At 43.0% G+C, this 21,702-nt stretch carries 14 protein-coding genes; 9 read left to right on the top strand and 5 right to left on the bottom strand.

Annotated elements, in window-relative coordinates; all coding sequences use genetic code 11:
• Positions 1 to 43: 43 nt before the first annotated feature.
• Genes V144x_RS07805 through V144x_RS07795 form a run of 3 tightly spaced genes read left to right on the top strand, consistent with a single transcriptional unit; the run spans position 44 to position 6,148 of the window.
• Entirely contained in the window at positions 44 to 3,385 is a 3,342-nt protein-coding gene (locus tag V144x_RS07805; RefSeq protein WP_144983820.1) for a PSD1 and planctomycete cytochrome C domain-containing protein, read from the top strand.
• Positions 3,386 to 3,415: 30 nt separating this feature from the next.
• Positions 3,416 to 4,825, top strand: a complete 1,410-nt coding sequence (locus tag V144x_RS07800) for a DUF1501 domain-containing protein (protein WP_144983817.1) — start codon at positions 3,416 to 3,418, stop codon at positions 4,823 to 4,825.
• Positions 4,826 to 4,873: 48 nt separating this feature from the next.
• A complete protein-coding gene (locus V144x_RS07795) occupies positions 4,874 to 6,148 on the top strand; it encodes a PQQ-binding-like beta-propeller repeat protein (protein ID WP_144983814.1) in 1,275 nt (424 codons plus the stop codon).
• A gap of 13 nt (positions 6,149 to 6,161) precedes the next feature.
• On the opposite strand, the gene murB is transcribed toward V144x_RS07795, so the two are convergent.
• Entirely contained in the window at positions 6,162 to 7,040 is an 879-nt protein-coding gene (gene murB, locus V144x_RS07790) for a UDP-N-acetylmuramate dehydrogenase (protein WP_144983811.1), read from the bottom strand.
• Positions 7,006 to 8,457 carry a UDP-N-acetylmuramate--L-alanine ligase gene (gene murC, locus V144x_RS07785; protein ID WP_144983808.1) on the bottom strand — a complete coding sequence of 484 codons (1,452 nt, stop codon included), beginning with the start codon at positions 8,455 to 8,457 and terminating at the stop codon, positions 7,006 to 7,008. Before murC ends, murB begins: the two co-directional genes overlap by 35 nt.
• Positions 8,458 to 8,884: 427 nt before the next feature.
• Between murC and V144x_RS07780 the strand changes: the two genes are divergently transcribed.
• From V144x_RS07780 to V144x_RS07765, 4 genes are all read left to right on the top strand, one after another.
• On the top strand, positions 8,885 to 9,346 hold the full coding sequence (locus V144x_RS07780) for a hypothetical protein (protein WP_144983805.1): 462 nt from the start codon (positions 8,885 to 8,887) through the stop codon (positions 9,344 to 9,346).
• 72 nt (positions 9,347 to 9,418) lie between these two features.
• The gene (locus tag V144x_RS07775) at positions 9,419 to 11,833 is read left to right on the top strand and encodes a vWA domain-containing protein (RefSeq protein ID WP_144983802.1); all 2,415 of its coding nucleotides are present in this window, start codon (positions 9,419 to 9,421) and stop codon (positions 11,831 to 11,833) included.
• A 43-nt stretch (positions 11,834 to 11,876) separates the two neighbouring features.
• Positions 11,877 to 15,650 carry a DUF4175 family protein gene (locus V144x_RS07770; RefSeq protein WP_144983799.1) on the top strand — a complete coding sequence of 1,258 codons (3,774 nt, stop codon included), beginning with the start codon at positions 11,877 to 11,879 and terminating at the stop codon, positions 15,648 to 15,650.
• A complete protein-coding gene (locus tag V144x_RS07765; protein ID WP_144983796.1) occupies positions 15,647 to 16,339 on the top strand; it encodes a hypothetical protein in 693 nt (230 codons plus the stop codon). Before V144x_RS07770 ends, V144x_RS07765 begins: the two co-directional genes overlap by 4 nt.
• Positions 16,340 to 16,392: 53 nt before the next feature.
• Here the strand turns inward: V144x_RS07765 and V144x_RS07760 are convergent, their stop codons facing one another.
• A complete protein-coding gene (locus tag V144x_RS07760) occupies positions 16,393 to 16,758 on the bottom strand; it encodes a hypothetical protein (RefSeq protein WP_144983793.1) in 366 nt (121 codons plus the stop codon).
• A 132-nt stretch (positions 16,759 to 16,890) separates the two neighbouring features.
• Positions 16,891 to 17,517, bottom strand: coding sequence for a hypothetical protein (locus V144x_RS07755; RefSeq protein WP_232102753.1), 627 nt, complete (start codon positions 17,515 to 17,517; stop codon positions 16,891 to 16,893).
• A 424-nt stretch (positions 17,518 to 17,941) separates the two neighbouring features.
• On the opposite strand from V144x_RS07755, the gene V144x_RS07750 reads away from it, so the two are divergent.
• The gene (locus V144x_RS07750) at positions 17,942 to 18,490 is read left to right on the top strand and encodes a sigma-70 family RNA polymerase sigma factor (RefSeq protein ID WP_232102752.1); all 549 of its coding nucleotides are present in this window, start codon (positions 17,942 to 17,944) and stop codon (positions 18,488 to 18,490) included.
• Positions 18,487 to 20,154 (top strand): FecR family protein, encoded by a 1,668-nt coding sequence (locus V144x_RS07745; protein ID WP_144983787.1) that lies wholly within the window; start codon positions 18,487 to 18,489, stop codon positions 20,152 to 20,154. Before V144x_RS07750 ends, V144x_RS07745 begins: the two co-directional genes overlap by 4 nt.
• 498 nt (positions 20,155 to 20,652) lie before the next feature.
• Here V144x_RS07745 and V144x_RS07740 read toward each other — a convergent pair whose 3' ends face one another.
• On the bottom strand, positions 20,653 to 21,594 hold the full coding sequence (locus V144x_RS07740) for an SPFH domain-containing protein (RefSeq protein WP_144983784.1): 942 nt from the start codon (positions 21,592 to 21,594) through the stop codon (positions 20,653 to 20,655).
• Positions 21,595 to 21,702: the final 108 nt, after the last annotated feature.

Below are 21,702 nucleotides of genomic sequence, written 5' to 3'. Positions count from 1 at the left end.
AAGATCCTCAAGATGAATCACGATCCAAACCCGGGAAAAAAGCATGAAACATATTCTTCGAATCATATCTGTTTTATTGCTTTTAGTTGGGTTCGTCAGTTTTTCAACCAGGGCTGAGGAACCAGAATCGCAAGCAGAATCTATTCCCTCGTTTTCTGCTGAACAGTTGGAATTCTTTGAAAAATCAATTCGTCCGTTGCTTGCTGAACACTGCTACCAATGCCATAGCGGCCACGCCAAACGACTGGAAGGTGGACTTCGGTTAGACTCGCGCGACCTGATTCTAAAAGGTGGCGATTCAGGGCCTTCTGTTGAATTCAAAAAACCGCACGCGAGTCTTCTTCTGGAAGCCATACGCTATGAATCATTCGAGATGCCTCCTGATACCAGACTTAAGAAAGAACAAATCGGGCTTTTAACACGCTGGGTTGAAATGGGACTCCCCTGGCCCAACGAAGAACCACCGGTCGAATCTGGAAACGCAGAAATTTTTGATCTAAAAAAACGACGAGCCGAACATTGGGTATGGCAGCCGATCCAAGATGTATCTCCTCCTAAAGTGAAAAATAAAAGCTGGTCTCATCACCCCGTTGATCATTTTATCCTGGCAAGGCTTGAAGAAAATAATTTGAGGCCCAGCCATGCTGCCGACAAACGGACAATTATTCGCCGATTATATTATGACTTAATTGGACTCCCCCCTGCTCCAGAACATATCCACTCTTATCTGAATGACAAATCTGAAAATGCAACAGAAAAGTTAGTCGATCAACTTCTGGCTTCTCCCCATTTCGGAGAACGCTGGGCACGACACTGGCTGGACTTGATGCGGTATGCGGAATCTCGGGGTCACGAATTTGATAATGATGCGCCGAATGCTTACCAATATCGCGACTATGTCATCCGGGCTTTGAACGCCGATCTCCCTTACGATCAATTCGTGACAGAGCATATTGCCGGTGACTTAGTGGAACATCCCCGTCTCCATCCAAATAAAAAATTCAACGAATCCGTGCTGGCAACGGCGTTTTGGTATTTGGGTGAATGGGTCCACTCTCCCGTCGATATTCGTAAGGATGAAACGGACCGATTTGACAATGCAATCGATGTCATGACCAAATCATTTCTTGGTATGACTGTTTCCTGTGCACGCTGTCACGATCACAAGTTTGATGCAATCTCAACCAAAGACTATTACGCTCTGTATGGATACTTGCAAAGCAGCAATTATCATCAGGTACGCTTTGAGTCGATGCTACACAATCAAAAAATTGCACAGCAGGCAGAACAACTTTATCAACAGAAACAAAAATTTCTGAAGACTAAAATAAAAAATGCGTTCGCTGGTGAGATGAAAAACTTCTCAACTTATTATCAGACTGCCGATTTACTTGTTCGCCAAAGTTCATCAAATGTTGATCAAGAAATCAACCGGCAAGCTTCAGAGAAAAAACTGAATGCCTCGATTCTCAAATGCTGGGTTCAATTTTTGCAGAGCAACCAAGGCAAAGAGAACAGCCTGACCACGACACTTTTTGTGGATTCTGGTTCAAAAGCCCCTCCCGCACAGTTCAATTCAAAGACACCTACAGAGTCCGGGCCTGATGACAGAACCATCATTGATTATGGCAATTGCGATCCAAAAGATTTTATTACTGATGGGTTTACCTTTGGCCTTGCACCACAACCACGGGGGACTCTGGTTTTGGATCCATCCAATCAACACATCCCACTTAGTTTGCTTTTAGAAGGTGCCGCCAGGCGAGACTCCCTCTGGGATGACATTGCTGATACTCCCTCACCAAAGATGAATCAAAAAAACAAACTGCGATCCTTCCCTCGTTCGGGTCGCACTTTACGGACTCCCACCTTCGAAGTGCGCGGACCGGTCTCCTACAGAGTGAAAGGAAGTTGCTGGGTTTACGCTTGTGTAGACTCGCATCGTATGTTGTTTGGCCCGCTGCATGGTTCGACATTGAAAAAAGTTTCTGCCAATGCCCAACATCAGCCGCAATGGATCACTCATGATTTATCAAGATACAAAGGGCACCGTATTCACCTGGAATTCACTGCTTTGGATAAAGAACCACTGGAAGTCTATCAGGTAAAACACGCGGCACCGCATCCCGAACAATCTTTAACCTCAGTCAGCCTGAAGACCGTCAAAGTACAAAAAGCGTTCGAAACTGCTTTTGAAGAATATTTTGACAGTGACCAGCAACCCAGTGCACAAACCGTTTCGCTTCTTAACTGGGTACTCACTCACCCGGAATTATTCTCAGAATCGGGAAGTAAAGAACGACAGGCACTTTCTAAGGAAATAGAAGAATACAAAAAACTACGCGAACAACTAAAGCATTCTATCCAAACAAAGTCACAAACTGCGATGGCGATAATGGATGGCAGTACTGAAAATGACCATGTCCTGATCAGAGGCAGCCACCAGAATCCCGGACCCGTAATCAAACGTCGGTTTCTGGAAGCGCTCGATGGTAAGTCACCGGTGAATAATTCGGGGAGCGGACGACTCCAGTTAGCACAAGCCATTAATGATCCTGCTAATCCTTTAACCCATCGCGTAATTGTAAATCGTATTTGGGCACATCTATTTAGTCGTGGGATTGTTCCCAGCGTCGATAATTTTGGTGTTTTGGGAGAACGCCCTTCACACCCTGAACTATTAGATTTTCTCGCTCTCAAATTCTTAAGAGAGGGGCGTTCTATCAAGCAAATGATCAAGTACATCGTGCTGACAAAGACCTATCAACAGTCCAGTCAGACAACATTGGATGTGTCAGAAGTCGATCCCAAAAATATATACCTCCATAAAATGCCCTTAAAGCGTCTGGAGGGTGAAGCAATCCGTGATACTCTGTTAGAGATTTCGGGAAGGATCGATTTAAAAATGTATGGCCCATCCATTCCAATTCATCTGACCAAATTTATGGATGGACGTGGTAAACCACCTAAAAACGGTCCACTGGACGGCAACGGTAGACGATCCATCTATATCCAGGTCCGCCGTAACTTTCTCTCTCCCATGATGTTGGCCTATGACACTCCCAGCCCCTTCAGCACTATGGGACGTCGTAATGTATCCAATGTTCCTGCGCAAGCCCTGATTATGATGAATGATCCATTCGTGATTCAACAGTCTGGGCTTTGGGGAGAACGTGTAACCAAACAATTGAAACAGCAAACAACCGATGACAGAATTCGCTGGATGTATGAATCGGCATTAAGTCGGCTTCCAACCTCAGAAGAATTATCGGCAGCGCGTCAATTTATTATCGCACGTACCAAACAAAATTCTAAATCAGCCCTTGTTTGGGCAGAGTTAGGACATGTTATTTTTAATCTTAAAGAGTTTATATACGTTTTTTAGTTTCAAGATGTTCCTCAGAAAGTCATTAACATGCACTGCGGTCAATTCCGACAACAATTTACGCGGCGTGACATGCTGAAACAATGCGCCAACGGTTTTGGTGCAGCTGCATTGACTGCACTCTTGCAAGACCAGGCGTTTTCGGGAGAAGCAACAGGTAAAACGCATTTTCCCCCCAAAGCGAAAAATGTGATCTTCTTATATATGGACGGAGGACCTTCGCAAGTCGATACATTTGACCCCAAACCATTACTGACCAAATATAATGGCAAAAGTCCCAGCGACTTTTTTAAGGTCGAAGCAACACAATTCGATAATGTGGGTAAGGTTCTTGAAAGTCCCTGGAAATTTAAACCATACGGTGAAAGCGGTAATCCAGTCAGCGATCTCTTCCCAAATATCGGTGAGTGTGTCGACGACCTCGCTGTGATTCGTTCTGTGGTTTCGCAATTCCCTGAACACACTTTTGCTAACTACTTTCTCCATACAGGTAGTGGCTTACAAGGACGTCCCAGTATGGGTGCGTGGGTCAACTATGGTTTAGGCAGTGAATGTCAGAACTTACCTGGCTTTGTTGTCATTAACGGTGGCCTCATTCCGCCGGGTGGACTGGACTGCTTTAATAGTGGTTTCCTACCTGCCAGCTTTCAGGGATCCGTATTCAAGCCAGGTGGCAGTGGTATCGCCAATGTAAAACGGCAGGAAAAACTGGTCCAAACCCAACAACAAAAACTGAAACTTATGCAGCAACTCGACAGATTTAAACAACTGCAATCCGGTGTGCATGATGAAATAGAATCAGCCATCTCTAACTATGAACTTGCCTACAAAATGCAATTGGCGATTCCTGATTTAATGTCGTTCACCAGTGAAAGCCAATCAACACTGGACTTGTACGGCTTCAATGCAAAATACAAACCCACGCAAATCTATGCCGCAGAGTGCCTGTTAGCAAGAAGGCTTATCGAACGAGGAGTACGATTTGTCGAATTGACTTGCACCAGTGTTAACAGTGATCGCTGGGACCAACACAGTAACTTGAAACGTAATCATGAAAATAATGCCCGCGCGGTTGATCAACCCATCGCAGCTCTACTCAAAGATCTCAAACAAAGAGGGCTGTTGGAATCAACACTGGTTATCTGGGGAGGTGAGTTTGGTAGAACACCTTTTGCACAAGGGAAAAATGGACGTGATCATAATCCATTCGGCTTCACCATGTGGATGGCTGGAGGGGGAGTGAAAGGCGGTGTCACTTATGGGTCTACCGACGAATGGGGTTACAAAGTCGTCGAAAATCGTGTGGAAATCCACGATATCCACGCTACTATGTTGCACCTACTGGGGTTAGATCATACAAAATCGACCTTTCGCTTTGGTGGTCGTGACATGCGTCTGACCGACGTACACGGACACGTCATTCATGACGTCATAAGTTAACCAGGATCGTTCAAAGCGAATCAATTTCGTATTTGAAAAGGCTTTAAGATGAAACAATTCTTCCAAATTCTATTTTTGGCTTTTTCATCTTCTCTCGTTCTTAGTTCCACTAAACTCACCGCCGAAGACTGGCCTGCGTTTCGTGGACCACGGGGAAATGGAATCTCTCTCGAAAAAGATGTCCCCATTAGATGGGGTCCGTCTGAAAACATTCTCTGGAAAGTGCCACTCCCGGCTCCTGGAAACAGCAGCCCTATCGTCTCGAACGGACGCGTCTTTGTAACCTGTGCAGAAAACAAAGGACGCAAACGAAGTCTATATTGCTATGATCGCACTAACGGACGAGAACTCTGGGTTCGAACTGTAAACTTCGATAAAGTCATGCCCACCCATAAAACAAACAATTATTGTGGCTCAACACCTGTTGCAGATGGAAAGCGGGTTGTCGTCTGGCACGCTTCTGCAGGCTTGTATTGTTATGACTTTGCCGGTAATGAACTCTGGAATCGGAATCTAGGAGAGTTTGAACATATATGGGGTTATGGCACCTCTCCTATTCTGCACGAAGGAAAGGTGATTCTGCACTGTGGGCCTGGAAAACGGGTCTTTATCACAAGTATTGACCTGGAGGATGGGAAAACTTTGTGGGAAACCACAGAAGCAGTTGAAGGGAATGGCTCGCGAAATAAAGAGCGGAAATATATGGGGTCCTGGAGTACTCCGGTTGTGACAGAGATAGACGGTCAAAAGCTTATCATCTGCAGTATGTCATTACGTGTGAATGCCTATGATCCCAAAACGGGAAATATTATCTGGAGTTGTTATGGCTTACGAGGGCAGAAGGGAGACCTGGCTTATACATCCCCGGTCATTGCAAGTGATATTTGTGTGGCGATGGGAGGCTTTAATGGACCTGCAATCGGTTTTCGCATGCGAGGATCAGGAGACATCACTTCAGCACAGCGTCTCTGGCAAAAGGAGCCCAATCCCCAACGAATTTCTTCTGGAATTATTTCCAAAGATCATCTTTACATGGCAAATGCCGGCCCCAACACATTCCAATGCCTCAATCCGGAGACCGGAGAAATCATCTGGCAGGAACGCTCAGGAGGCGCAGCTTGCTGGGGTTCTTTGGTATTGGTAAATGGAAATTTTTATGTAACCGATCAAAATGGCACAACGCACGTCTTCAAACTTAACCAGAAGCATCTCGAAAAAATTGCTCAGAATGAACTTCACGAAAAAAGCAACTCTACACCCGCCTTTTCTGAAGGACAGGTCTTCCTGCGAACATTTAATCACGTTTATTGCATCGGAAAATAATGAGAAAATCCGATTACCAGAGTTCAATTTCTAACTCAAGCTCGACACCAAACTTTTCAGAAACGGTATTCTGCGCCAAGTTGATCAGATCGAGTACGTTCTCTGTCGTCGCATTTTCATCATTGATAATGTAATTTGCATGCCGATCACTGATTTCAGCACCACCAATCCGGGTCCCCTTCAAACCTGCTTGTTCGATTAAGGCTCCCGCATGCATACCACGGGGATTCTTGAAGATGCAACCCGCTGACTGATGGGTCAAAGGTTGATTGGACTTCTTCATGATCCAATTCTTTTTCATCCGATTCGTTACCTCTTCGGAATCATCCTGTTTTAATTCAAAAGTGGCTTCTAGAATCGCTAACTCATTCACACTGCTTTCACGGTAGCTGAAACTCAATTCGTCTGCAGTCCTTACAAATTTTTCTCCTCGGGCTGTCAACACTGACACCGAAGTAACGTACTGGCCAATATCACCATGAGTTCCGCCAGCATTCCCGTGTAATGCCCCGCCGATCGTTCCGGGAATGCCAACCAGCCCTTCCATACCAGCTAGGCCGGCTTTTACGGTTTGCGAAACAAGGTTCGACAACAAGACTCCCGCCCCGGCGGTCACAGTAGTCCCTTCAATTTGAACCTTCGCAAACTCATCTCCATAGATTCTGATGACTGCTCCCTGTACGCCAGAATCCTTGATGAGCACATTAGATGCTCCACCAAGCACACGCATGGGTATCTCATTTTCGACACAACACAAAACGACCTGCTGCAATTCATCTGCGTCGCGTGGTTCAAGCAAAAACTGGGCAGGTCCTCCTATTTTAAAATAGGAATATTTTGCCAGTGGTTCAGAACTTTTAAGAATCGCTTTGAAGTCTTCGATTGAGCTCATAATGGATCCGATTTATCTCGCCCGCTCCCATAGTAATGATAATATCACCAGATTGAGCCTCAGTCTCTAAAGTTGAGACCATCTGGTCAAGGGAACTGCTGAATCTAGTCGAATCATTATGCCGAAGAGTCCGTTTGACAAGCTCTTTTGATATATCAAAGGGTTCTTGTTCGAGCTTTTCGCGAGCGGCATACACAGGGGAGATCAGAACCTCATCCGCCGATCTGAAGCTTCGAGCATAATAATCCATCAACGCCTGAGTGCGAGAGACCTGGTGCGGTTCATATAGACACCAGATTTTTCGATCTGGATACTCCTGTCGCAACATTTTCAGCGTAGACTGAATTGCCGTAGGGTGATGAGCATAATCATCGAATAAAGTCAGACCTTTATACGAACCCATTCGTTCAAAGCGGCGATGGATACCGGGAAACTCATAAATCCCTTCTCGAATGTCCTCAACAGCAATTCCGACTGTATGACAGAGAATCGCTGCGACCATTGCATTGGAAACATTGTGTTTCCCTTTTTTTTGCAGTGAGATTTCCGAAAAGTAATCACCTTGGTGAAAGAGCCGAAATCTGAGGCCAAAAGCAGTTTGTTTAATATCTGTGGCCCACCAGTCAGCACCTCTTTCAAGAGAAAACGTGGAGACTCTTGCCTGACAGGAACCCTGAATTTTTTCCAGCCCCAAACAATTCCCTGGAAGCAATAAATGACCTCTTGCAGGAATTCGAGAGACAAACTCGGCATAAGCGGACGTCATATCATCCTGATTTTTGAAATAATCAAAATGGTCGGGTTCAATATTTGTAATGGCGGCATAATAAGGGAATAAATCCAGAAAACTACGTTGATATTCACAACTCTCAGCAACAAAAAGTGAACCTTCCCCTGCCCAGCCATTTAAGTTCTTACTACAGAGCTCTGCTCCTATCACTGCCGATGGAGAAACTCCTGAATTTTGCAGCACATATGCGGTGAGAGCCGAGGTAGTACTTTTCCCGTGTGTACCAGCCACACAGACACCTTGTCTCTGCCGCATCAGACGCCCCAGCATCTGAGAATAAGATAACTGTGGAATTCCCATCCGCTGGGCAAAGCGACGTTCTGGATTTGCCAGACCAATGGCAGGACTGTAAATCAAAACGCTCGTTCCTTCAGGAACAAATCGTTTATCATGGCCCTGATGAACTCGATATCCCCCCTCGCGCAAGGCATTTTCTGTGGGAACTGAAGGACTTAAATCGGACCCAGTCACACGGCAGCCTGCACTCGAAAGATACTCTGCAAGCGCTTTCATTCCCGAACCACGGATACCCACGAGATGAGCGGATGCAGGCAATGCGGCAGAATCCGTTCGAGATTCATTCGCTGATCGGCGTTGTTGATTTGTACTCGCGTTTGACAGGATCATAGCCGCCTTAATGTCTATCTGAAGTTCCCCATGAGATAGCCTGGAAGGGATGTTCCCAAACAAGCCCTGATTTCGGTTGGATTGTTTTCCAACCCTTCGTCTTTTTCATCGGGAATCAACGCGTTCTGAATCCATTGGTTATGACATTTGTTTCGACTGGATAAACATTATCGAATAGGAAGATCCTGTTGCATCAAGCCGGTTGCCTGGTGAAAACTGAGAAAATAGACAAAATAAGGCCGAAGATTTCTAGAAGTTTCCTCAGTTCTCAAACTTCCATTCATTTTTTCGAAGTTCTTATAATTCTTCTCTGGCTTCGATACAATGCATTATGCCTTGAAATCCAATCTGCCTGAAGGGCAATTTTCGATGGCCTCTCTACACAATGGTCTAACCAAATTCAATCCTATTTAAGGAGTTATGTAGCATGCAGCCACCAGCATTTGATGTTCAAGCTGCGCATCACTTTTTTGCCACTGACTGTTTTAACCAGGCTTGGAGCTATATCGAAAAAGAAGATCGTACTTCAGAAGAGAATTTACTGATGATTTCGGCCAGTCATGCCTCATATTGGCACTGGACACAATTCGAGGAACATACTCCTATCAACCTTTCAATTGCTTATTGGCAACTTTCTCGAGTCTATGCCATTACTAATCAGCCTAGCCTGGCAATCAGCTACGGCACACTTTGCCTCAAAGTAACTCAAATGAACCACTTAAGCCCTTTTTACATTGCTTATGCTTACGAAGCATTAGCACGAGCCACTTCGGCCGCAAATAAGCAAGATGAGGTCTCAACATACCTGGAACAGGCAAAAAAAATTGCAGAATCGGAGCTGGAAGAAGATGAAAAACAACAATTGCTGGCAGATCTGAATACAATATAAGCAACTGAAGAGATCTGAATGTTCTGAAGAATTGAGTCGGAATATCAAATTGTCGAATTTTGATACAAATTCATGGATTATCTGAAACACCTGTTAGAATCCTATTTTGAAATCCCTCCAGCGGGTCCTGGGCAGGGAACGGCGTGGAGCTTCCAGTGGAATACTCCCTGGCCTACATGGCTCCCAGATTGGGTTGTTTTCATTTTGGGAGTGGGAATCATTTTCCTGCTGATGTACGCGTACCTGAAGGATACAGCGCACCTTAATCTGCAGAAGCGTGCCGTATTATTAAGTATTCGCCTAGCATTGTTTTTGTTTGTGTTATTGTTCCTCACAAAAATCACGCTTTCCATTCACCGAACCGGTTTACCTTTTGTCGCTTTATTAATTGACGACTCAGCAAGTATGGGGCTCGCAGATGACTACTCTCAAATCGCTTCTACCAAGAACAGTGCAATAGACAAGCAGCAGGACCAAGGCAAGAATCGGCTTGGTCTGGTCAAAACATTGTTGCTCCAAAAAGATGCACAATTTTTACAGGAGTTACAAAAAAAACACAAATTGAAGCTTTACCATTTTTCGGAAGAGTGTATTCCATTGGGAGAACAGGGACTGCTTGACAAAACGGATACTGCACAAGCCCAGGAATTAATCAAACAACTCGAACCAATAGGGAATGAAACACGACCTTTCCACGCGGTACAAAAAGTATTGAACGATTTTCGAGGAACGCTTCCCACTGCGATTATTGTCCTCAGTGATGGAATCTCCAGTACCGGCGATATGGATCTATTGTCCCGCGCCGGCACATTGGCGAAATCGAAGCTCGTTCCCATCTACCCCGTTGGAGTTGGTAGCGAACAGCCAGTCAGAGATCTGCAATTGTACGACCTGTTGGTTGATGATGTCGCTTTTGTTAATGATCCAGTTAATCTGTCAGCCAAAGTAAAAAGCTTTGGTATCACTGCCGGTTCAGTCTCTGTTTCCCTCAAAGACGCCAAAACAGGAAATCCGCTGATCACTAGAAAATTGTCAATTAACCCTAACAAAGAATTTCAAAAGATTGATCTCACCTTCACTCCGAACAAGCCAGGGCTTTTGGAATATGTCTTCGAAGTAGAACCAGTCAAAGGAGAAGTCAATCGCAATAACAACCAGCAAAGCGGTCAGGTCTCAGTTCTCGATCAAAAAATTCGTGTGTTATTGGTAGATTCAGTCCCTCGTTATGAATACCGCTACCTTAAGCATTTATTGGAAAGAGACAAAACCATCGAACTCCGAAGCATTTTACAGGAATCGGATCTGGAATATTCGTCCGAAGATGCTACTGCTCTAGATTATTTCCCGGTAAAAAAAGAAGACCTTTATCAATACGATGTTGTCATTCTGGGTGACGCCGATCCTGCTTACTTCAGTCAAGCTGTTTTTGAAAATCTCGACCAATTTGTACGCGAAAAAGGAGGAGGTCTGGTAGTCGTCGCTGGTCCTCGCTTTTCCCCTCATGCCTATGCCAATACCAAATTGGAAACCCTATTGCCTATCGAAATTTCTAAAACAAAGGAATCGACTGATGCTGCCCCATTAGTCAATGGATTTCAACCGGAACTAACAACTGAAGGTCAATTCAGTACCTCAATATTTCGTTTTGCAGACAATGCCGAGCAGAGCCAGACAATCTGGAATAATTTACCAGAACTGTATTGGTACTATACAGCAAATGGAGTCAAGCCCGGAGCTTCTGTACTTGCAACGCATCCCACACAGAAAGGAAAAAACGGACAGTTGATCCCAATAATTGCCACACAGCGTATTGGAGCTGGTAAAGTAATCTTCAGTGCAACAGACGACCTTTGGAGATGGCGCGATCTTGTAGGTGATCTTTATTACTCCCGTTACTGGGTACAATCGATCCGCTACCTTAGTCGTTCAAAACTATTAAATCAGGAACAGGCTGTCGAACTCACACTTGACCGTAATACATATCAACAAGGCGACTCGGTTCAGTTTCGAGTGAAATTTCTAGATGAACGATTAATTCCGACAGACGATGAAGATGTGACTGTGATGCTAGAACGACAAGGAGAAGCTTCTCGGCCGGTCAAATTAACACCATTAGAAAAGTCACCCAATATCTTCGAAGGCAGTTATTCCAATATCGCAGAAGGATCGTATCATAGCTGGGTCTCTCAACCAATCCTGCAAGGGAATCCTCCTTCCGATGACTTTCGAGTTGAAGTATCGCAACGTGAATTATTAAATCGAGACATGAACCAAAGCGATATGCAGAAAACCGCCAGGGAAACGCGAGGAAAATATTATCATATCTTTGCCGCTGACCAACTTCCAGCTGCCATCCCAACAGGCCATCCGGTTCCTCTCGAGAATGAAGAACCGATCACGCTTTGGAATCGCTGGGAATTTCTCATTCTGTTCACACTATTAATCTCGGCAGAATGGCTGTTAAGAAAACGTTTTCGACTAGTATAATAGGAATTCTGATTCCCCAATTTTATCTCTGAAGTCATTAATTATGTCTGCTTCCATTCGAGCACAATTTGTGCAACTGCATCGTAAGGTTCATCAGTTGGTCTGGCTGAATGGACTTTGCTGGGGATTGACCATCTTACTGATTTCGGCATCCCTGGTAATCAGTCTCGATTGGGCCTTAAAGATTTCAGACCCGATGATTCGATTAATCTTAGGGCTAGGTGCGGGAAGCTTTGTCGTTTGGACTCTCTGGCAACATTTGGTAATTCCTTTAAAAACACCACTCACCGATTTTGATCTCGCTCTGAAAATTGAACGGCAATACCCTCGTCTGAAAGACAGTTTTTCCAGCAGTGTTTTATTTGATACAGAAAAACCGAGTCACTTTACCGGTTCGTCACAGCTTCGGCAGGCAGTCATTAAAGATGCCTACCAGCAAGCCTCTCAAATCAATTTTCTTGAATTGATTGACACAAGACCAATCAGAAAAATAATGATTAGCGCTGCGCTGCTCTGTTTATTTGTCGTTTCCATTTCAATCTTGCATCCAAATCGAGTGATTTTAGGCATTCATCGTTTTGTACTACCCTTTTCAGCACCAGATTGGCCACAAAATGTCGAATTGCAATTTCTGGATGAAAATCTTGTACCTATCGAATCAGGCCCCAATAATCCATATCAGGTTGTAGAAGGTGAGAATTTTCGGTTTTTTGTTGAAAACCGCAATGGAACTCCTCCTGAAGATTTACGCATCGAGTATCAAGTTAGCAAGAATCATCAACCACGTGGGAAATTAAATTCGGAACCGTTAAGAATCGTCTCAGTCCCAGATCAATCAGCAGTAGACCATGAACTTGGCACCGGTTCTTTAAGGATCACCAATAAAACAATAAGGCTGCGCGCGATTGGAGGTGACGATCACTCCATGCCGTGGCTGACACTACTTTCTGTACCTCCAACAACTCTGAAATTACAAGAGGTAACCCTCACCCCCCCTGCCTATTCGCAAGAGCCTGTTGAAAAACTACCTGCCGGTATTGGTAGCTTCAAAGCTCTGATCGGAACCCGAGTCGATCTCAAAGCGCGTTCTAATAAACTTTTGAAATCTGTTAGCTTACGAGTGAAAGATAGAGAACCTGTATCTGTAAAACTAGAGCCGAACAGGAAAGAATTTTCAGCTCAATTTGTCATTCAGGATCCAGGTACCTATTCCTATTGGTTTGAATTAGAAAACGATCAGGGATTTCGGCCTCTCAACCCGGAACGTTATGAAATCATTGGAATCACCGATTCCGTTCCAGAAGTATATCTCGAAAAACCAGCTACAGACTTGCAAGTGACTCCATCAGCTCAAATACCATTAACGGTTTCAATCCAAGATGATTTAAAAATCGCCAGCGCACTGATTCGTTTTCAAAAATCATCAAAAGAAGAAACATTGTCGCGCGCACTGAGAACAGATCGAGAGAGTCAATCGTTCCCGCTACCATTCAGTCCGAATGATTCAAGTGAGCAAGTGATTCTGAACGATGTCTGGGATCTTACCAAGTTGTCGCTAACGGAAGGTGACCGAATTATATTTCGAGCAGAAGCACATGATCATTATCAGATGTTGCCTCAAGCAGGTAATGAGAATCGGGTTGAATTAAATCGAGTTGGAACAAGCCTTTCAAGAGTCTTGACACTCGTAAGCCCGCAGTACAAAGCGAATGAATTAGCAAATCGTCATGCACATTTGCTAGAGGAACTGACACGAGTATTAAAAAATCAACGGCTTTTGCATACAGAAGTGAAAGATGTTCAACACCAACTTGAGCGCGTCGGTAAGGCAAGGTCAGAAGAAATTGATACAATCAAACAGGTAGAAATGGACCAGAAACGGATTACCTCTCAATTATTCAGTCCTCGGACCGGGCTGGAACAACGCTCAAAGGAACTAGTGAAAGAACTTGAGTGGAACCATATTAATGACCCTACGATGAGTCAGCGACTTACGGAGCTCAACACAGAGCTTTCTGAATTAAATCAAAATGTCTTCCCTGAAATACAGGAACAAATCACACAAGCTCGCAAAAAACTTCAGTCAAATATTGATTCCGGATCATCACGAAAGCAATCATCAAACTCAAATGCTCAACCTGAGACCCGGGGAGATTCAGAACAGTCTGATGTGGAAAATACTAAGCAACACACTAAAGCAGGCAAAACCGAACAAAAGACATTTGCTGACAATGCCCCACTCGAAGCATTAAACATCGCTGAAAAAGGCCAGCAGCAGGTAATTAGCAGGTTGGATAATGTTCTAAAATCACTTTCTCAATGGCAGAAAACAAGAGATCTCGTTTCCGAATTAGAAGAACAGATTCAGCAACAATCAGATATTCAGAATCAAACCAGCAAACTGGCACAGAAGACCATTACTAAGTCTTTTGGTAAGCTCAAGCTTCAGGAACAAGCTGATCTTGAAAAACTAGCATCCCGCCAGGAACAACAGGCTGAAAATTTCAAATCATTTAAAAATCTTCTTGATTCACTCAATTCAAAATCAGGAGCCCTCACACGAGAAGAACAATTAAGAAATCAGGAAGCTATCGATTTTTTGCGAAAAAAAACGATTCCGGAAGAGATGAAGCAAATAGCCGAAAAACTAAAACAAAACCAGGTGGGACAGGTACTTCAAGATCAACAAAAAATTCAGCAATCGATGCAATTGTTGAAAGATATTTTTGATCACCAATCCACAGATTCTTCGCCGGACCAGTTGTTAAAGAAATTAAAACAGTCTGAACAAGAACTGAGTTTTTTGAAACAACAGCAACAGAACGTGCTACAGAAGTTACAGAAAGCAGCCAATTCATCAAATCAGACAAAACTGACAGAGAAGCTAGAAAAACTAATTAAAGAAGAACAGGAGTTGCGACAAAAACTAAAACAATTCGAACAGCAATTAAAGCGATTGAGTTTACAGCAGGAAGCGCAATCCGTTCAAAGAGCCAGAAATCGGCTCTCCAAAATAGAAAATGCGTTAAAACAGGGAAATCTTCAAGATGCCACAACAGAAATCCAAGAGTCGCTTGATGATCTGGAACAAGCACAACGTGAATTAGCTTCACGTAGAAAAGATATGGAAGAGTCACTGGCGTTTGAAGCACTCGAGAAATTAGATTCCGAAATCAAAAATCTACTCAAAAGACAAGAAGCTGTGATTCAGGAAACAATTCGCCTTGAAGAGATACGTCTTTCACGTGGGCGGTGGTCTCGTGGTCAATTAAAATCCTTGAAACAGCTTTTCGAAACAGAGCAAGAACTACAATCGTTAGCGATATCACTGGCATTAGATTTGGAGGCGGCTCCTGTATTTGCTTTAGCATTTCAAAAAATCATTGATCAATTGGACCTGGCGACTAACAGATTAGGCCAACGCCTTACCGACAAAGAGACATTAACTGCCGAAAAAATAGTAAGATCAAAATTGATAGAGTTGTTAAAAGTTTTAGATGACAGAAAGTCACAAAACCAAAATCAGCCTGATCCAGCTCAAGATCTTCCCGAAAGTATAATCCCTCCAAATGATCAGATTTCGTTAATCACACAGTTAAAATTACTAAAACTCTTACAAGAAGATATTCTGCAAAGGACAAAATCATTTAATCAATCTATCAGTCAGGTAAAAACATTGACTCCGCAGCAAATTCAAGAACGAAAAGATCTGTCTGAGGAACAAGCAGCTTTAGCAGAGTTATCTATGGAACTGTTAGCACGCTTTAATGAACCTCTCTCAGATGATCCGCAACCAATAGATGAGATCCCACAATGACTGCATTCACAAACCGGCCAGTAATTCATGCCCTTTCTATGTTCTCAATCGGACTGGTGTTCAGCCTTTCTCAGCCTTGGCTGTGCGCCGACGAAACCCCTCTGAAAAATCCTGATGACAATAAAATTACTAAAAATGAAGAAAACCAAGATCCGGTTCTGAATCAACAAACCAAAAAAGAACTCAAAAAGTTAAACCTCGGCCAACAACTTCCAGTCGAGTTGATTATTGAAGAGATGAAGCGCGCCGGAAAACTGATTGAAAATCAACAAACTGGACAACAAACTCAGAATATTCAGCGAAAGGTCGTTGAAAATATTCAAAAATTAATCCACGAGATTGAATCAGCCCCTAAGTTGTCTCCGCAGCAATCAAAGCCAAAACAAGATCAACCACAGAATACTAAACAGAAAACTCAACAGCAGAAAGGTGGTATGGGACAAAAAAAAATACCCCAAACCTCTCAAGGACCAGCACGTCAATCCTCTGAGCGGCAGGAAAAAGGACTGGTGACCCCGGGCAGTCTGACCAAATCCAACGGGCATATCAAAGATACCTGGGGACATTTACCCCCTGCTGTGCGACAGCAACTGCTAAACGTCTATACTGAGAAGTTTCTTCCCAAGTATGAAGAACAAGTACGTCGCTACTATGAAGCTCTGGCAGAGAAGAAAAAACGATCTCCCTGATCAGAGACCAGTTTGCAAGAGGTGACACTGTTATATGGTCTGAAGTCGCAATCTTAAGGTGAAACAACATCAAACGTGTCACTGCGTAAAATAGTTGTGTCAAAGCCATTACCATTAAACATGCGAACGTAATTCCAACGCCTTGCGCCTTTGATTGCAAACCCCGGAGTTGTCGCCAGTTCAGGCAAACGATAGGCAGACCGGCTCTGAGGACGAGGATAACGCTCTGCAACCTCTGGGGGTAGCTGGTGGCTGTAATACGAACGATTAAACATCCAGCTCTCTGCTTCAGCTTGCTGATTGCCTAAACTAAAACTAACTGCACCTGGTAATAAAAGCAGCAAAACGCATTTTGCGACACATCTTCTGATTTTTGATGAAAAATTTAATTTCATAAGTCTTACCTCTTCAGAAGTCATTCAAGATGTTGCTTAAAATCAACAAATTGAATCTGCTTTGAAACGAATGTTGCTTCAAAACAACATCCACTCTTCAATCAAAGTGATAAAGAGGTAATACGCAGATAGTATGCCAATCAGACACCAAACTGATCAATCAAGCGGAATCCCCGCTTCTTTATAGAGCTCTGCTTTTTTCTTGTTATCCTGCAAGACCAGTATGTTTCCCGTTTCATCATCGTAGCCATACATTTTGTAAGGAGGGAGCTGAGCAAATTCCACTCGATTTTCCTTCATCATTTTCATGTACTCATCGTAACTAGGAAATTTATCATTGAGTGCCTTGTACGCTTTTATCGCTTGCTGCATCCCTAAAGTACTGACACGAGACGCCATCGAAAAATAAGCACTTCCAGCTTGAGTAAAAGGATCAACCCCTTTGATCTTGCCATCGACAACAGAAATCTCTGGATTTTTCAATGCTTTTTTAGCATCAACGACAACGGCTGTCGTCTTATGAATAATGCTTTTTTTCGTGTTATTTTGAGGTGCTCCCTGATTCCCAGCTTCTACATTTTGCACAGCCTGATCGGCCATTCCCCCTTCAGGCAATTCCGGTTTTTGAGCGTCTCCCACTGCTTCCTGTTGTTTGCCCTGAGCTGCATCTTGCTGTTTTGCTATTTCAGAAGGGTCCTGACATCCTAATGCTGCAAAGATTAGTAGAAAACAAATTAGAACAGCGTTCATACCAATAGATATTTTGTCCACTAAATCTTTCATTGGTGATACTCGCAATTAGAAAGAGAAATGAATTTGAAAAACACGATTTGATACTATATTAAAAGCACAGATTAACACAAAAAGAGACCGATATCATCAGATTTCTATACTTCGCTGAAAAACGAATCATTCGAACAAAAAGACAATATTTTTATTCATGTTTACAAATTAAATTCTTTAAGAAAACGCGATTTTCAAATTTATGACATTAGATCTCAGTAACTTTGGAACAATAAATTATATGCACATGACACTTTTTATTTATAGAAAATAACTCGTATGCATTGTTTATGACAGCAGATTTGGTAACGATTTCCGTTCTTTCCTAAAGTTTGTAGTATTTAATTTTAATGACTGATTCCAGCCATTATATTAAATACTTGGCAAGCTTTACAGAATCCACTGAACGGAGATACCGGACCTAATGTCGACATTCAACACTTCTTCTGATCAAGATGCTAGAAGAGTGTTTACAGAATTATTGACCACAGAGAGGTTACGCATTTTTGGGTATATCCGGACTTTAGTTCCCCACAACTCAGATGCAGAAGACGTATATCAACATGTATGTTTGACGCTCTGGAATAAATTCAGTGAATTTGATCAAGAACGAGATTTTTTTTCCTGGGCATGTGGAATCGCTTTTTTTACTGTTTGCAATTTTCGTAGAAGTATTCAACGCGATCGACACTTTTTCAGTCAGGAGTTAATCGAAACAATGTCTGCGGAGCGGATGCGCCATTTAAGCAATCACAACACTCGGCTTGAGCTTTTGCAAGACTGCTTCAGCGGTTTAAGTTCAGCTGATCAGGAATTGCTTTTGCAGGCGACATTTGAAAAACAGTCCATCAAAGAATTTGCAGAGAAAGCTGGTAAAACGGTCCAAACACTTTACAACCGTCTGAGCACCCTCAGACGTGAATTAGCTCAATGCATTTTGAGAAAGCTTAAAAGTGAGGGCCAATCGCAATGACTGTTCATGAGCTCCCTCCCAATTTTGATCGACTGTTAAATCAACTGATTGACGGTAAAATATCCAAATCAGAATTTGAAGAACTGGAACAATATCTTAGTTCGACTCCTGAAGCGATGCAGACTTACTTTGATTATCTCGATATCCAAACCGGTGTTCAGAAAAGCTACGTTGAAAGATTAAAAGAACTTGACCAAATCTTCACTGATGAGGTCCCTCAAACTAAACCAGCTTCAAAAGCACCTGTTTTTAGACGAAACACGAAACTATTCTCGATGCTCAGTTACCTGGCTGTAGCAACGGCCTCAGTTTCTCTCATGCTGTTCGCAGAAAAGTCAATCACAGGTCGCTTTATCTGGGAACCCATCCCTGCTGTAAATATTCCAAGAATCACAGAGCCCAAAGACCTGCCTTATGTAGCCACTCTCACACGATCAAATAATTGCGTATGGGGCGGTGATACCGAACCTCTTTTCTCTGGACAGCGATTGTTAACAAAGGACCTCTATTTGGAAACAGGAACTGCAGAATTCCGCTTTGATAGTGGAATTCGCTTAGTTCTCAAAGGCCCAACAAAAATCCATATCAATTCAGCAAACTCTGCAATAGTTGATTCAGGAGAGGTCGTTCTACATGGATATGAATCCGCACCGGAATTCGCGTTAACGACTCCCCAAGCCACTTTCTTTGACATCGGTACTGAATATGGAACGAAAGTGGAGGACAACGGAGATACGGAACTGCATGTTTTTCAAGGCTCTGTCAGAGTAGAGCCCTCAGGCAAGTCCAAAGATTTGATCGTCAATCAAGGGAAAGCGCGGGATATCACAAAAAACAAAGATATTCCTTTAGAGTTGACAAAGTTTCAACGTGAAGTTCCAGGAAAGCCGAGAAATGCAAAGAAGGTCAATCTGGATGAGTTAATTGCTTATGACAGTTTTCATCCCTCAAAAATCATCACTCCAGAAGAGCTTTCCGAATGGCAGCGAGGGGGAATTGGCTGGGAAACCCATTGGCGAAATCATAAAAACTGGTCAGGGCTCGCTGTCGGAAATAGCTATCCTACAAAGTCACTCGTGCCTAAAGAACTTTCACCTAACCAATTAGGTTGTGTCGAAATAGAACGTGGAAAGATCGGCTGGCGCACTTTAAAAAAACCAGTTCGGCTCGATATTGACGCAATCTACTACATCAGCTTTTTTATTCAGAAAAGAAAATGGAGTCCTGCCATTGACCGTCAGTATGGAAACATTTCCTTATGGAACTTGGGGAAATCGAACGAAGATCAAAAAAACGCGAAAAAAATATTATTTGGCATCAGTTCTAACAGATTTCCCTCTTTACGTATTCAGACTCAAACAGTTGAGAAAGCGCCACCATTAGAAGATGAAAAACCATATTTCTTTGTTGGGAAAATTGTGGCGAGTGAAAAATCACCAGACCAGATATTTTTACGCGTTTTTTCTGGAACCGAAAAAATCCCAGAGCAAGAACCACATATTTGGACATGCACCACTGACCCATTTTATGATTCAACAGTATTTGATCATGTTCGAATCTTTGCAGGTAGAAACAGCAAATATCTCTTCGATGAACTCCACATCGGCACAACTTGGGAATCCGTTGTAAATTTTAATGACCCCGATCCTCCAAAAGTGAAGTAATTGCGCTCCACTTTCTTCTCATTTTCTTCCGTATATTTCATTCTATTTTGTACTTATGCAACCCCTGAATGAATTACACAGAAAAGTCTTACATAGAGTTTCAATAAAATTTTAACTCGCAACTATACTTTTATAAGTGGCGTTCCAAAAACTGAATGGAATTATTGTACCGATATTTCTTTTCTGAATATTCCAACATTCTCTATTTTTTTATAGTAAATTTTTGAATCGAGTAGACAATTTGTTGATAGCAGAGCAATCAGTTACGTCTTCATCGTAATTCTTTTTGTTCATACAATGCTAGTCCCTGAACGGCAGAAGGGGAGATGAGGGTTGGCTCATCTTCCCTTCCTTCATTTTAGCTTTACCTTAACATTTTCAGATCGAATACGAACCGGAGTAAGTCCTTTTAAAGTTCTATTCTTTTTCGTACTTCAGTTTTTGAGAGAAGCTATCCAAAAAAAATCTGGGATCTCATATCAATCAATGAATCAAACTCTATGAGTGTGAACTTCCTGTATTGACCACGGGCTGAGTATGACGATCGCTGCATAATACAACCAACAAATTAGATACCAACGCTGACCGATGTTCGTTATCCAATTCGATGACTCTCCGTTCTGCCAGATGGTCTAAAGCCATTTCGACCATTCCAACTGCTCCCTCAACAATTTTAGTTCTGGCTGCCACGACTGCTTGTGCCTGTTGTCGTTGTAACATCGCGGCAGCAATTTCCTGTGCATAAGCAAGATGACTGATACGTGCTTCTATGACCTCGACGCCTGCTTTATCCAGACGTTCCTGAATATCAATCTTTAACTGATCACAGACTTCAGTTGTATTACCACGTAAAGACACTTCATGGTCTTCGCTATCGTAAGGATGACGACTGGCAAGATTACGTAATGCTGCTTCACTTTGAACGGCCACAAAATCTTCATAGTCATCTACTTCGAACATTGCTTCCGCGGTATTGACTACACGCCAGACTACTACCGTGGAAATATCGACCGGATTACCATCTCGGTCATTCACTTTCGAAGGTTTTCCCGCCGAACGACTTTTGGCCTGAAGAATTTTCCCGGTCGTGGGATCTTTCTGCTCAGGAGTTGAGATTGATCCGGTCTCAAAATTACGAATTCGCAAAGAGATCTTTTGTTTGGAGAAAAACGGATTGACCCAGAAAAAACCAGAGCGCGTCACTGACCCTTTATACTCACCAAACAACAATAAAACTCGTGCCTGATTCGGAGCAACCGCCATACACCCAAACAAACCAATGATACAGGCTGGCACTATTATGATCGCCAGTAAGATTAGTGGCACACTTTCTGCCGCAACGGCAGACACGAACAAAAACACTGCTAACAATAATCCACACAAACAAACAGCCAGCGGATTCCAACCCGATATTGGGTCATATTGTTTCTCTTCAGTCATCACATTTCTCCCTGATTCCGACATGGTTTCTATTTATCGAATATGATTACTTCTAAAAACGTAGCTGTCTGAGTTCGAGATCAAATATTTCCCCTTATTTTCACCAAC

The sequence above is a fragment of the Gimesia aquarii genome (genome assembly GCF_007748195.1).
Lineage (GTDB): Bacteria > Planctomycetota > Planctomycetia > Planctomycetales > Planctomycetaceae > Gimesia > Gimesia aquarii.
The sequence above is the reverse complement of the archived record's forward strand: the minus strand, read 5'-3'. Positions and strand labels throughout refer to the sequence as shown.

Coding starts and splice junctions, on each gene's coding strand:
- murC (WP_144983808.1), bottom strand. CDS start 8,457: ATGATCCTGTCAAACGCGAGTACAAATCAACAACGCCGATCAGCGAAT.
- V144x_RS07750 (WP_232102752.1), top strand. CDS start 17,942: ATGTCGACATTCAACACTTCTTCTGATCAAGATGCTAGAAGAGTGTTT.
- V144x_RS07755 (WP_232102753.1), bottom strand. CDS start 17,517: ATGAAAGATTTAGTGGACAAAATATCTATTGGTATGAACGCTGTTCTA.
- V144x_RS07780 (WP_144983805.1), top strand. CDS start 8,885: ATGCAGCCACCAGCATTTGATGTTCAAGCTGCGCATCACTTTTTTGCC.
- V144x_RS07740 (WP_144983784.1), bottom strand. CDS start 21,594: ATGACTGAAGAGAAACAATATGACCCAATATCGGGTTGGAATCCGCTG.
- V144x_RS07795 (WP_144983814.1), top strand. CDS start 4,874: ATGAAACAATTCTTCCAAATTCTATTTTTGGCTTTTTCATCTTCTCTC.
- V144x_RS07770 (WP_144983799.1), top strand. CDS start 11,877: ATGTCTGCTTCCATTCGAGCACAATTTGTGCAACTGCATCGTAAGGTT.
- V144x_RS07760 (WP_144983793.1), bottom strand. CDS start 16,758: ATGACTTCTGAAGAGGTAAGACTTATGAAATTAAATTTTTCATCAAAA.
- V144x_RS07745 (WP_144983787.1), top strand. CDS start 18,487: ATGACTGTTCATGAGCTCCCTCCCAATTTTGATCGACTGTTAAATCAA.
- murB (WP_144983811.1), bottom strand. CDS start 7,040: ATGAGCTCAATCGAAGACTTCAAAGCGATTCTTAAAAGTTCTGAACCA.
- V144x_RS07800 (WP_144983817.1), top strand. CDS start 3,416: ATGCACTGCGGTCAATTCCGACAACAATTTACGCGGCGTGACATGCTG.
- V144x_RS07765 (WP_144983796.1), top strand. CDS start 15,647: ATGACTGCATTCACAAACCGGCCAGTAATTCATGCCCTTTCTATGTTC.
- V144x_RS07805 (WP_144983820.1), top strand. CDS start 44: ATGAAACATATTCTTCGAATCATATCTGTTTTATTGCTTTTAGTTGGG.
- V144x_RS07775 (WP_144983802.1), top strand. CDS start 9,419: ATGGATTATCTGAAACACCTGTTAGAATCCTATTTTGAAATCCCTCCA.